Genomic DNA, 13,039 nt, shown 5'->3' on the forward strand with positions numbered 1-13,039 from the left:
CGCCGCCAGAAAACGCGCCACACTCCAGCAGGGCAGAGCCAGCCCGCCCTGGCGCGCTACCTGGGGGCTGGAACAAACTCAATCGATGGGCGGGGCCGCTTTGGCACAAACGGCGCATACTTATAGAGCGGCACCTGCACAGAAAATGTTGTGCCCTGCCCAGCCTCACTCGCCACACTGATCACTCCGCCCAGCAGTTCGATCACCCGCTTGCTGATCGCAAGCCCCATGGCTGTGCCACCGGGCCGCCGCGCACCATAGCCATGCTCGCGCTGGAACGGCTGAAAAAGCTGGGCTTGCTGATCGGCCGTCAGCACATGACCCGCGTCGCGTATCTGGAAGCATAGCCGTTGCTCTTCGGCCGGCCCTGCGATCAGCTCAGCAGCGATCGCAACTGTTCCCTGGGCGCACGATGCAATGGCATAATCCATCAGCGTACGCATCACAAGCTGCAGGCGCGCCATATCGCCTTTCACAACCGTTGCCAGCCGCGGGTCGATGGTAAGGTCAAGCGTACAACCGCTGGCCTGCGCAACCGGGCGAACAGCCCCAACCACGGCCCCAATTGCGGCAGCAGGATCGAATGCCGACATCACAAATGCGTAATTCCCATCTTCCAGCGAAGTGTAATCGACCATGGTATCGATAGTGGCAAGCAGTTTGGCGCTTGATTCAAGTACTGAATTCACGAACTCACGCTGTCCTTTATCTAATAACGTGGTAATTAACAGTTCACTCATGCCAATAACATTGGTTAGCGGGGTATATAATTCATTGCTCATATTGGTAATAATTGCAGTCTTTCGCTGCGATATTTGCTGCGCTGCGTCGCGGGCCAGGGTAAGCGCCACAATGGCCTCATCACGCTCCTTTATTGCCTTGCGGCATTGATCGAGCCGCGCAAACATTTGCACCCACACCAGCAATTCACGCACATTCAGTGGCTTGGCGAGCCACTCGTCGGCCCCGGCCCTGATGCCCCTGAGGCGCGCATCGTGGCTGTCTTCGGCGGTAATCATCACAATGGGCACTTCGGCAGTGTGCGGCGCGGCGCGCAGCTGGGTGCACACATCGAAGCCATCCATTTCGGGCATAACTGCGTCGAGCAGAATAAGATCGGGCTGGTGCACACTGGCCTGGCGCAATCCTTCCGCGCCCGAATCGGCGGCAAGGATGGTGTGGCCCTGGGGTGTCAGCACGTCGGCTAGGATCGCTTGCGCCTCATCATCATCGTCGATGATCAGAATTTGCATGGCATGTGGTGTGTGCATACGAACATTCCCTTTACACAGCTAAAACTGGTGGCACCAGATGCGGCACTATGCTGCGGAAGGCATTGCAAACAATGCGCGGTCGTGCTTTCACGAAGAAAGGCGGTGAAGAAGCAGGAGGCGAAAGCATCAGCAATCACTGATTTGCTGGCAAAGCTGTTGTTTGCTCAGGCCAGGGCACAGCCAGCCGCCTGGAGCGTTACGGCCCTGGATTAACACGCAGCGAGCCGCTGGATAATCGGCAGCAGGCCGGTTTTCAGCGACCATTTAGGAAGAAAGGCGTCGGCACCAGCGGCAAGGGCAGCTTGCTGATAGCCGTCGATATCGCTGTTCCCCATCACAACAATCGCGGCCCGTGGTGCCAGTGCGCGCAATTCCCGAACCATGCTCTGGCCGGAAGGCGTCCAACCACTCACGCCGAGCAAGATCAGCTGTGGCTGGAGTTCCAACGAAAGTGCCAGCGCCTCCTGATCGCTTGATGCCAGGCCAGAAATCGTAAGATCGCTGGCAAACTGCTCGCCTAAAAAGCGCGCTGTTATTTTCAGCAGTGTGGCATTTGTCTCGGCTATCAGCACAGAAAGCGGCTGCATTCATACCCTCGCTACTCATTGAGCAGAGTATAGTTGCCGCTTCCTTCCCTGTCGCCTCGTACAGCTACAGTATTGTGGGTGTGAAACACACTGTAATTGCCGCAACAACGATATACGCGCCAGGCCGAATATCTACGGGCTCGCGCAATTGCCTACGTAGGTGCCTGCGCACGATATACGCAGAGGAACAGGGCAAAAAGTACCGAGGGGTTTAGCAGGAGGGAGGGGCAGGGGCGGCTCTATTTCCGCTTTACAATGCGTTTCTGAGGGGGGCTATTCGTTGGGGATGATGCCGCGGCGAAGTGCGTAGCGCACAAGCTCGGTCTGATTGCGCAGGCCCAGCTTGCGCATCATATTCGCGCGGTACGACTCAGCAGTGCGGGGGCTGATCGAGAGGTGGGCCGCGATTTCGGCGGCGCTGAGGCCGGTGGCAGAAAGATACAGCATATCGCGTTCGCGCTCGGTCAGGAGTTCATAGTGATCCTGCGCGCCGGCATCGGCCTGGTTGATATAGGCGCTGATAGCGCGCTCGGAAAGCGCCGCGCTGAGGTAGCGCCTGCCGGCAGCAGCTTCGCTCACGGCTTGCGTAAACTCGGCAGCTTTCGCTTCTTTCAGCACATAGGCCAGCGCGCCCGCCCGCAGCGCCTCGCGCACATACGACTCTTCGGCGTGCATCGAAAGCACCACAATCTGCGTTTGTGGCACGCGCTGCCGAACGCGCCGAATGACCTCCAGCCCGGGTAAGCCCGGCATCATCATGTCTACCACCAGCACATCGGGCCGCAGCCGCTCGGCAAGTTCAACTGCGGCCACGCCATCGGCAGTATCGCCGATCACCATCCAGCCGGGCTGTGCTTCAAGCAGCGCCTTCAGGCCCTGGCGCACGACATTGTGATCATCGGCCAGCACAATTGTGAGTGTGCTCATTATCTGTACCTCCCCTGCGCCAATTATACCAGCAGGGTGCCACATTGGCAGCGCGTAGCCGCAGCGGCTTCGCCTGTGCTGGCAGCGGGCGGCCCGGCTATGGGGTGAGTGGCAGGCTGGCAAATATGGCCGTGCCCGCGCCGGGCGCTGTTTCGATGATCAGATCGCCGCCCAGCAGCCGCGCGCGCTCGCGCATGCCGGCAATGCCACTGGATATGTATTGCTCGTGCAGGCCCGCAAGCGTAAAGCCAGCACCATGATCTTCGATCTGCACACCCAGCAACTCCTCCGTCGACCAGACATAGACGCTTGCTTCGTGCACGCGGGCATAGCGCGCAATATTCGTCAGGGCTTCCTGAACGATGCGATAGGCCGCAATTTCAATATTTGCAGCAAAGCGCCGTTCCATGCTGGCGTGCCTGAAGGCAACTTCCACCTGAGTCTGGGCTGTGTAGCGCGTAAACAGCCACAGCAATGCCGGCACAAGCCCAAGATCATCGAGCATCAGCGGGCGCAGATCGAGCGAAAGCTGGCGCACACGGCCCGTAAGCTCGTTGACCATCGCCTGCGCCTCGCTGAGCCGCTCGACAAGCAGGCTGTGGGAGATATGCGGGCCTGCTTCGAGGATCATGTTGAGGCCGGTAAGCAACTGGCCGATTTCGTCGTGCAGTTCGCGGGCAACCGAACGGCGCTCGGCTTCCTGCACTTCAACCAGGCGGCGCGACAAAGCGCGCAAGCGTTCGCGCGCGGCACTCACCTCTTCAAAAAGGCGTGCATTCTGAAGCGCGGTAGCGGCGCGATTCACCAGTTCCTGCGCCAGCTGCAAATCGTCTTCATCAAATGGCGGCTGCTCGGGGCGGAATCGCCACACGGTCATCAGGCCGCTCGAATGGCCCTGGTAGCGAATAGCGACCATGAGCAGGCTATGGAGTTTTACCTGCACAAACGCTTCCCAAAGCGGCGGGGCTAATTCCTGCCGGAGAGCCTCCAGATCGACCGTGGGCATCAGCACAGCACTGCCGCTATGAAACGTTTGGGCATGCAGGCCGCCCTGATCAAGTGCAATAGCGAGGCTGGCTGTCATGCTTTCGAGGTAGCTGGCCATGTGGTAATCGGCTGGGTCGTAGTAGGCGCGGGCGGCCACATCCAGCGAGTTGGCGTCATCGGAAAGAACACGGATCAGGCAGAAATCGCCAAGCGACCCAACCACCTGGCGCGCGATCAGTTCGAGCAGGGATTGTGAATGAATGCCAGCTTCGGTAAACGCGCGCGATGCGTCGGCCAGCAGTTGCAGGCGGGCAACCGAGCGACGCAGAGCGCTTTCGGCGCGCGCCCGCTCGGTGACATCGACCATGGTGCCAAGCAGGCAGGCCTCGCCGTCGATCTCAATATGTTCGAGCGAGCAAAGCACATTGCGCAGGTCGCCCGATCTGGTGCGCAGCACCATCTCAAAATCGCGCAGCCGGCCCTGCTCGCGCAGCAGCCGCACGGTTTCGGCGCGCTGATCGGCATTGACATAGATGCCCAGCGCAGTGCCGGTTTGCCCAAGCAGCTCGTCGCGGGTGAAGCCAAACAGCTGCTGGTAGCTCGCATTTACGTCGATAAACGTTCCGTCGCTGGCACGCGTGATCAGCATGGCGGCTGGGCTGGAATGAAACGCAGTGGCGAAGCGCTGTTCGAATTGGCGCAGCACCATTTCGGCACGGCGGCGCTGGGTGAAATCGCGGTTGACGGCCACCAGGCCAGCCGCCTGGCCGCCGCCATTGCGCAGCACGCGCACGCTGCTGAGGATGGTGCGCGCTTCGCCATTGCGGTGGCGCTGCACCACTTCGCCTTCCCACGCGCCGCGCTCGGTCACGTCGGCAAACGAGCGCTGGGCGTCGCTGTCGAGGTATTCGGTTGGCACCAGGGCAGGGAGCAGCTGGCCAATCGCTGCGCTGGCGGGCCAGCCATACAGCGCCTCGGCGGCGGCGTTCCAGCTTTTTATCACAAAGCTCGGGTCAACAGAAATAATCGCATCGGACACCTGGCCGAGCAGGCTGGCCTGTTCGCGAAGCTGGGCTTCGTCGCGCCGCCGCCCGCTGAGATCCGAAATCACCGTAACAACATTCCAATCGGGGAAGTCAACCGGGATGGCGCTGACATCGAGCCAGATGATGCTGCCGTCGGCGCGCACAATGCCAGTGGTTTCGTGCAGAATGGGGCGCTGTTCGCGAATGGCGCGCACGCTGGCGAAGGAGTCGGTTTGCAGGGCTTCGCCAGCGGCGTTGACAAAGTGAATGGAAAGATACCGGTCATCCAGCAGGTTGGCCGAGGTCTGTTCAACCAGCCGCTCCTGCGCCGGGTTCACATACAGGGCCGCGCGGCTGTCGTTGAGGATGGCAACCCCCACCGGCAGCAGATCGAGCACGGTGGCGAGCTTGCGCTGGTGTTCGCGCAGCTCGGCATCGGCTTGCTCGCGGCCGCGCATTTCGGCCTGCTGACGCCGCTGGTTGGCGCGCAGCAGCGCATACAGCATGATCGTGCTGAACAGCACAAAGGCCCAGCCAGTGTATACCTGCAAACGATCAGCGCGGCGCGGATCGCCGATGCTGGCCTGCAGCACAAGGTTTGCCAGCAGCATCCACAGCAAACCAGCCAGGCCATAGGTCAGGCTCGTTTGCAGCGGTTCGTCGGCAATTTGTTTGCGCATATGCCCTCCTCATTCGGTCGCTCGAACCCAGGACGCAGTGGTCAGGGATCAGTGGTCAGGGATCAGGGATCAGAACCGCATGAGGTTTTGGGTCTGGGGTTTTGGGATTGAACCTGCATCGCAGTTTGCCATCGGCAGAAGGCAGAAGGCAGGTGCATTTTCCACACGCTGCGTTTCTTGCCGGTGCATGAGTGGTCAAGTGTTCTGCAAACCGCTATAACCTGCAAACAGGCGTATGTAATACGCCCCGGCGGCAACTCGCAAACCTGCCAACCTGCAACCGGCTAACCCGCAGCCCTTCGCGGTCTCTGCGCTCTTTGCGGTAAATCGTCCTTTGTCTTTCCCCCCTTCGTCTTTCGTCTTTCCCCCTTCGTCTCAGCACGCAGGAACGAACTTCACCCAAGCCGGGGCCGCTGCAGATAGCCCTCGATGCTGCGCAGCAGCGTGCGCAGGCTGACGGGTTTGGTAAGGTAATCGCTGGCGCCGGCCGCCAGGCAGCGCTCGCGGTCGCCCGGCATTGCCAGCGCCGTTACGGCGATGATTGGGGTATCGCGCAGGGCTGCGTCGGCCCGGATGCGCCGGATCGCTTCCAGGCCATCTATGCCCGGCATCTGAATATCCATCAGGATCAGCGCCGGAATCGCTTCCTGGGCGTGCAGCAGTGCCTCGCCGCCATTCCGCGCCACTAGTACTTCGTAGCCTTTGGAATGCAGATAATCGCGCATGAGATCAATGGTTGATTCATTATCTTCTGCCAGCAAGATGCGAAGCGGCCCAACGCCGGGCAGATCAGGGCCTGTTGCGGCGGGGGCATCAGGCGCGGGGGCCGGCTGGCCTGCCAGGCTCGCCACACGCTGCAATGTCTGCGCGAATACGGCGCGGTCGATCGGCTTCAGCAGGAAGCCGGCCGCGCCAAACACGCGCGCGCGCTCGGGGTCATCTATCACCGATGTGATCAGCACGGGGATGGCCTGTGTGCGCCGATCGTTCTTCAGCTGGTGGAGCACATCCCACCCCATGCCATCCGGCAAAAGAACATCGAGAATAATCAGGTCGGGCAGCAGGCCGACGGCGCGCGCAACTGCCCCGCTGGCCTGCGCGTGAATGGCGACCTGAATGCCAAGCTCATGCAGGTAACGCTCGATCTGTTCAGCGGAGGTAGCCGAGTCTTCGATCACCAGCACCGAGCGCACGGTGAGGTTTGGGCTGAAGGCTGGTTCACTGGCCGCCACCAGCGGTTCGGCAGCTGTATGCGGCTGCCAGGGCAATGTCACGCTGAAGCGGCTGCCCTGGCCGGGCGTGCTTTCCACTGCCACGCTGCCGCCATGGGCCTGCACCAGCCGGAGCACGAGCGCCAGCCCCAGCCCAGTGCCTTCATACTGGCGGCTTAGTTGGCTATCGATCTGCACAAAGGGCTTGAACAGCAACTCCATATGTGTTTCTGCAATGCCAATGCCGGTGTCCCAAACGGTGAGGGTAAGGGTATCGTGCTCAGCGTCGCCCTGCACTTCCAGGCCAACTTTGCCGCCCTCGGGCGTAAATTTTACAGCATTGGAAAGCAGATTTACGAGCACCTGTTTCAGGCGGCGCGCGTCGGCGGGCAGGGTTTCGGCCAGGGCGTCGATTGTGGAGGTGAGGGCGATGCGTTTCTTGCGGGCGGTTTGCGACACCATTTGCAGCGCGCTGCGGCAAATCGGCGCCAGCGCAATCGGCTCGATCTGCAGATCGAGCTTGTCGGCCTCGATTTTGGAAAGGTCGAGAATGTCGTTGATCAGGGCCAGCAGGTGGCGGCCGCTCGCTTCAACACCTCGAATTGCCTCGGCCTGCCTGGGCGCAAGCGTGCCATAAATTTCTTCTTGCAGGGCTTCGGAACGGCCAAGAATAGAATTCAGCGGCGTGCGCAGTTCGTGCGACATATTGGCAAGAAATTCGTCCTTGAGGCGGGCAGTGCGGGCCAGCTCGGCCTTGGCAATGCTCAGGTCGGCGGTGCGCTCGTCGACGCGGCGGGCCAGGGTGGCGCGCTCGGCGGCAAGCTGCTGCAGCAGGCGCGCATTGCCCAGCGCAAGCGCGGCGCGGTCGGCCAGATCCTGCGCCAGCGCCAGGTCGCTTTCATCGAACAGGGGCGCGCTGGCCCCTATGCGCAGCAGCACAAACGTGCCGATTGCGTGGCCCTGAACGCGCAGCAGGGTCGTCAGCACGCTGGCAACCTGGTTTTCTTCCCAGAATGCACGCAGGCTTGGGTGCAAGGCCGGGTCGTTCCTGGCCGCGCCCACATCGGCCAGCAGGAAAGGCTGCCCGGTGCGCAGCGCAATCGTGGCTGGCACGGTATCGGCGGCAGGGATGGGCGCGAGGAAGCTGCTTTGCTGAACGGCTGCCACGAGCGCCGAGTCGGCATGGTAGAGGTTCGAAACAAACAGGCGCTGGCCGTCTTCCGAAAGCAGGCGCACCACGCACAGCGCCTGAAGTTGTTCAGCGGCTATTCTGGCCATGGTTTCAAGCAGGCGCGGCTCGTCGTCGTAGGCCTCGGCAAAGGTGCGCGAGGCGTCGGCCAGCATCTGCGAGCGCTGGCGCGCGCGTTCGCGTTCGTGCTCGATCTGCTTGCGCTCGGTGATGTCGGCAATAATGCCATAAAAGCCAAGAAACTCGCCACTGGGCGCGTGGGAGGCTTTGCCAATGCCCTGCAGCCAGCGCCACGCGCCATCGGGCATGCGGCAGCGAAATTGCTGGTTATACACAATTCCGCGCTCGATTCCGGCTTGCATGGCGTCGCGCGTGTCGGGCAGATCATCGGGGTGCACGGTGGCAAAGAGCTGTTCGTCCTTGCCGGTGAATGTTTCGGGCGTGAAGCCAAGCAGCTGCATGCCCGTTGGATCAAGCTCGATGGTGTGCGCGCCTGGGTTCCATTCCCATGTGCCGAGCTGGCCGGCTTCCAGCGCAAGCGCGCGGCGCAGCTCGCTGGCCTGAAGCGCCAGGTTGGCCTGCTTGCGCTCGGTGATATCGGCGCTGGCAACCACCACTTTCCAGTCGGGGAAATCGACCGGCACGGCGCTGACGTTGAGCCAGAGACGGCTGCCATCTTCTTTGACAATGCCAGTTTCGACATTGTGCACCGGCTGGCGCTCGCGGTAGGCGCGCGCGCTGGCGAAGGCTTCCACGGGCATGGGCTCGCCCGACGCATCCACATACTGGCGCTGCATGTAGACTTGCCCCTGCAGCGATGTGTTGGATATGGCTGCAATGCGCTGGAGCGCCGGGTTGGCATAGAGCACATGGCGCTCGGCATCGAGGATCGAGATGCCAATCGGCAGCATGTCGAGCAGCGTACTGAGCTTGCGCTCGCGCTCGGAGGCTGCGGCTTCGGCGCGCTTGCGCTCGGCCAGCTCGGCCTGGATCTGGCCAAGCAGGCGCGCGCTTGCAATCGCCAGGGCGGCGCGGTCGGCCAGATCCTGCGCCAGCAGCAGGTCGTCTTCGTCGAAAGGCGGCTGACTGGGCTGGTTGCGAATCAGCGTCATGGTGCCGAACACCTGCCCCTGCGCCTGGAGCGGCACGATGATCGAGCTGTGCGGGTGGAACATTTCGAACAGCGCCCATTGCTCCCTGGGAACCGTTGGGCGGATTGCGGCAGGGTCGATCTGTGGAACAAGGAGCGCCTGTTTCTGGCGAACCACGGCCGCTGTGGCATTTGGCGCACTGATGCTGATGCGAATGCCGCTGTATACCTGCTGCAGCAGGGCCAGTGTGGCTGGGTCGCAATCGTAGAATGTGGCGGGAACAAGCCACTCGCGATCGTCGCTCAGCATATTCACCATGCAGCCAGTGTCGAGCTGTTCCGCGCTGATACGGGCAATCTGCTCGATCAGCGTTTGGAAATCGGCGCCCGCTTCGGCAAAGGCGCGCGAGGCATCGGCCAGGGTGCGCAGGCGCTCGGTGGCGCGGCGCGATGCTTCTTCGGCCTGTTTGCGCGCCGTGATATCGGTGAGCACGCCATACCAGATGCAGCTGCCGTCGTCCTGGCGCTGCGGGATGGAGTGACCTTCGACCCAGATTTCACCACCGGCCGGGTTAAGCACCCGAAACTCTTCGTGCCAGGGCGCCAGCTGCTGGTACGATTGCCCCAGCGAGGCAAACAGCCGCTCGGCGTCGGCGGGGTGCCAGAGCGACGAGACGCCCGATGCATCGCTCGCCAGTGCTTCGGGCGGCAAAGCGTAGATTTCGGCGATGCGCGGGCTGGCATAGGGGAAATCGCTGCGCCCGTCGGGCCAGAGCCGGAAGGCGTGGACAACGCCGGGCACAGTTTCGGCCAGCTTCATGAAGCGGTCGCGCTCGGTGCGCAGCGAGGCTTCGGCCTGCTTCTGGGCTGATATATCGCGGAACACAATCACCGCGCCTTCGATCGTGCCGCCGGCCTGCTGGATGGGTGTGATATTCATGTTGATCGGCGTCTCGCGGCCATCGTGCGCGCGCAGCAGGCAGGTGCCGGCTGGCGCGGCGGCCTGCCCGCCAAGCAATTCGGCAATGGGCGTTGCAATCGGCGCGCGCGTTGCTTCGCTGGCAATCTGAAAGACGGTTGCCACGGGCAGGCCCTGCGCTTCGTTGTAGGTCCAGCCAGTCAGGCGCGCAGCCTCGGGGTTAAGAAAGGCCACTGCGCCCCCGGCATCGACGCTGATCACGCCATCGCCAATGCTTGCCAGCGTCACATTCAAAAACCGCCGCTGCTCCGAAACGCTTGCCAGGGCTTGCTCAAGCCGGGTGTTGCTCACCATCAGCTCGCGGTGCTGCCCAACCAGCTTGCGCTGCAGGCGGGCGCGCTCGATCGCGCCGGCAACCGCGCGCCCAAGCTGGTGCTGAATGAGCGGGCCTTTTACCAGGTAGTCGTGCGCGCCGAGTTTCATGGCCGCAACGGCAAGCTGCTCGTTGCCCGAGCCAGTGAGCAAAAGCATAGCAAAGGCGTTGAGACCATATTCTTCAATAAACGCGCCGAGCAGCACCAGCCCTTCGTCGTCGGGCAGGTGATAGTCGAGCAGCACCGCATCGGGTTGCAGCTCGCGGCAGGCCGCTACCGCCTCGGCCGCGCTTGCGCACTCGTAGCAGATGAAAGAAAACTCGCCATCGCGCTCGAGAAAGCGCCGGAAGGCCAGGCGATCTTCGGCGCTGTCGTCGACAAGCAACACCCGATAAAATTGAGAGCCCATACACACACCCTATGTTTCGCGGTTCTTGTCAGGAAATCTGTTCGGGCCGCATAGCCACCCGTTCGTATATGTATCGGTTATGACGACATATGGAGTTGGCATAAAAAAGAGGAATGCAGGCAATTTGCTCACCTGCTAGCGTGCCTAATACGAAAAGAAAACCAAGAAACAAGAACCGCAGGGCAGCTATTCATGGTTTACGGCGCGGCGCAGTTGTACGGGTGGTTGTGTGGCTCGATCGGTTTGCCCTGGGCTATGGTATGCCCCCGCCGTACCCGAAATTCGTTGCAGGCCATAGCCGGGCGGCGCAGTTTTTGCCGAAAAGAAGAGCGCAAGCGAGGGTGAGCGTTTCGGTCGCTGGCGCGCCAGACGATCAGCGCGCTTGTCGCTATTGGCCCGTGTATCAGCACGGCGCAATGGTTCGAATATACCGGCAGCACATGGTATCTTAGTGCGTTTCGCGGGGTTTTTCAATAGGGGTGCCCGGCCTGTTCTGCGGGCAGTGGATGCGTATTCGCTCGCCTGATGCCAGGGGTGGGCGTTTTGATGGACAAAAGCCTCCGCGAACGCTTGCCTGCGTTTCCCTGAAGTGCAAGCCAGTGTAGTACTCTTCTGCACCAATGCTTGAGCTATGCTTTACGCACTCCGTTCTTCGGAATATCGTGCGTAGGGCGTAGCTTAACAGCAACTTTGGCGTAAGAGGTTTGCCCGAGCATGCCCGGAAACTGCCTGCGCCAATAAGGTAATGCGATCGCCCAGGTTCGCGGCGGCAACCGTTTCTTCCGCCACCTTCAGCGCCTCGGGCGAGTCGATCACGGTGCTGCGCAGGCGCGGGTAGCGCTGGCAGAGCGCAACGCTGTACATGGCGTGCCCGCCGCCAATGTCGATCACCTGCCGCGCCGCAGGCGGCACCTTGAGCTTGCCAACAATCTCGCCCGCGTTCATATGCGCAATCGCCACCATCCAGCGCTGAAAGGCGCGCGAAACCTCGGGGCGCGTTTCGATCCACTCGTAGAGGTTGGTGGGCGGCGCGCCCTGCCGCAGCGATTCGTCGAGGTTCGCCCAAAGCTCGTGCAGGATCGCGCCCCAGTAGATAAAGCCATCGGCGATGGTGTCGGGCGAGCTGCGCGCCAGCCACTTGCGCGCCATGGGGCTGTTGGCATAGCGCGCGCCCTGTTTGCGCAGGTAGCCCAGCGGCACGAGTGTTTCGAGCAGCACCGCCATGCCGCGCTCGCTGGCGCCAATGCGCGCAGCCAGCTCGGCGGGCGTGCGCGGGCGCTCCTGAAGCGCATCGAAGACGCCAAGCTGCACGCCCGCCAGCACGGCCCGGAAGCCCACCGCGCCAAACAGATCGAACAAAGGGCCAGGCCCGGCGTTCAGGCCGAAAAACAGCATGCGCTCGGGAATGTTTGGGAAAAGAGGCATCACGACCTCGTACTATACGTCGCCGCAGGGCAACAGCGGAACACGCCAACACAGGCGTTTCATGCGCCCAGCCGGTAACACGATATCACGCTAGCTTTCCGGCAGAACGAGCGGCGCGGGCGGCGCAGAGGGCCAGCGCAATTGCACGCTGCTGCATTCTTTCTCAAGCGTGAACTCGATGCGGGGCAGTGGCCGCGCCAGCCGTGGCGTGATCGTGATGCTGGGCTCGGCCCATTCCCAGGTGGCCGGGTGGGCGTGCTCGCCGCGCAAGGGCATGAAGCCGCACGGCCGCGCCGACACGCTCCGTAGCTCCTCACCATCGGCTTCGAGCGCCACCGACAGCATCAGGCCGGGCAGAATCGTGAGCGGCAGCACCAGCCGGCCGCCGGGCGCAAGCTGCGCGGGCCAGGCCGGCACAATATCCCACGCGCCCACGGTGAGAATGATGCGGTCGTAGGGCGCGAGCGGCGGGTAGCCATGCGCGCCATCGTGCTGCACAACCTGCACCTGCGCGGCATCGGCGGCGCGCAAATGCGCCTGTGCCCCGGCCACAATATCCTCGTCGATATCGAGCGCTACAACTGCGCCCTCCGGCCCAACGAGCTGCGCCAGCAGCGCGGCGTTATAGCCCGTTCCCGCGCCGATCTCCAGCACGCGCTGGCCGGGCTGCACAGCTAGCTGCTCCAGCATAATCGCCATGATCGCCGGCTGCGACGAGGAGCTGATTGCACGGCCGTTTTCGTGCTTAGTGGGGATGGCCTGGTCGCTGTATGCCTGCGCGACTGGCACCTCGGGCAGGAACAGGTGGCGCGGCACGGCCCGAAAGGCAGCCGCAATGGCGGGCGAAGTGATCAGCCCGCGCTTGACCAGATCATCGACCATGGCGCGATGCAGGTCGGCAGGCTCGGGCGCGTCGGCGCGCTCAGCAGCTTCGCTCATTTG

The 13,039-nt window shown here is 62.4% G+C and carries 8 protein-coding genes; 1 reads left to right on the top strand and 7 read right to left on the bottom strand.

Features of this window, described 5'->3' with window-relative positions; translation table 11 throughout:
* Positions 1-56: 56 nt before the first annotated feature.
* Positions 57-1,271, bottom strand: coding sequence for a hybrid sensor histidine kinase/response regulator (locus M1P90_RS21235; RefSeq protein WP_483697316.1), 1,215 nt, complete (start codon positions 1,269-1,271; stop codon positions 57-59).
* Here M1P90_RS21235 and M1P90_RS21240 point away from each other — a divergent pair.
* Entirely contained in the window at positions 1,215-1,487 is a 273-nt protein-coding gene (locus tag M1P90_RS21240) for a hypothetical protein (protein ID WP_483704743.1), read from the top strand. The genes M1P90_RS21235 and M1P90_RS21240 overlap by 57 nt on opposite strands.
* Here M1P90_RS21240 and M1P90_RS21245 read toward each other — a convergent pair.
* The 6 genes from M1P90_RS21245 to M1P90_RS21270 all read right to left on the bottom strand — a co-directional run bounded on the left by M1P90_RS21245 (position 1,484) and on the right by M1P90_RS21270 (position 13,036).
* A complete protein-coding gene (locus M1P90_RS21245; protein ID WP_483697317.1) occupies positions 1,484-1,861 on the bottom strand; it encodes a response regulator in 378 nt (125 codons plus the stop codon). The two genes, M1P90_RS21240 and M1P90_RS21245, sit on opposite strands and share 4 nt — an antisense overlap.
* Before the next feature lie 273 nt (positions 1,862-2,134).
* A complete protein-coding gene (locus M1P90_RS21250) occupies positions 2,135-2,788 on the bottom strand; it encodes a response regulator (RefSeq protein WP_483697319.1) in 654 nt (217 codons plus the stop codon).
* Between the two features lie 97 nt (positions 2,789-2,885).
* Positions 2,886-5,480 (bottom strand): PAS domain S-box protein, encoded by a 2,595-nt coding sequence (locus M1P90_RS21255; RefSeq protein WP_483697320.1) that lies wholly within the window; start codon positions 5,478-5,480, stop codon positions 2,886-2,888.
* Between the two features lie 395 nt (positions 5,481-5,875).
* Entirely contained in the window at positions 5,876-10,672 is a 4,797-nt protein-coding gene (locus M1P90_RS21260; RefSeq protein ID WP_483697321.1) for a response regulator, read from the bottom strand.
* A 678-nt stretch (positions 10,673-11,350) separates the two neighbouring features.
* Positions 11,351-12,097, bottom strand: coding sequence for a methyltransferase family protein (locus tag M1P90_RS21265; RefSeq protein ID WP_483697322.1), 747 nt, complete (start codon positions 12,095-12,097; stop codon positions 11,351-11,353).
* 90 nt (positions 12,098-12,187) lie between these two features.
* Positions 12,188-13,036, bottom strand: a complete 849-nt coding sequence (locus M1P90_RS21270) for a methyltransferase domain-containing protein (protein WP_483697324.1) — start codon at positions 13,034-13,036, stop codon at positions 12,188-12,190.
* Positions 13,037-13,039: the final 3 nt, after the last annotated feature.

It is taken from the genome of Kouleothrix sp. 19917, from assembly GCF_057073505.1.

Coding starts and splice junctions, on each gene's coding strand:
- M1P90_RS21235 (WP_483697316.1), bottom strand. CDS start 1,271: ATGCACACACCACATGCCATGCAAATTCTGATCATCGACGATGATGAT.
- M1P90_RS21245 (WP_483697317.1), bottom strand. CDS start 1,861: ATGCAGCCGCTTTCTGTGCTGATAGCCGAGACAAATGCCACACTGCTG.
- M1P90_RS21250 (WP_483697319.1), bottom strand. CDS start 2,788: ATGAGCACACTCACAATTGTGCTGGCCGATGATCACAATGTCGTGCGC.
- M1P90_RS21255 (WP_483697320.1), bottom strand. CDS start 5,480: ATGCGCAAACAAATTGCCGACGAACCGCTGCAAACGAGCCTGACCTAT.
- M1P90_RS21260 (WP_483697321.1), bottom strand. CDS start 10,672: ATGGGCTCTCAATTTTATCGGGTGTTGCTTGTCGACGACAGCGCCGAA.
- M1P90_RS21265 (WP_483697322.1), bottom strand. CDS start 12,097: ATGCCTCTTTTCCCAAACATTCCCGAGCGCATGCTGTTTTTCGGCCTG.
- M1P90_RS21270 (WP_483697324.1), bottom strand. CDS start 13,036: ATGAGCGAAGCTGCTGAGCGCGCCGACGCGCCCGAGCCTGCCGACCTG.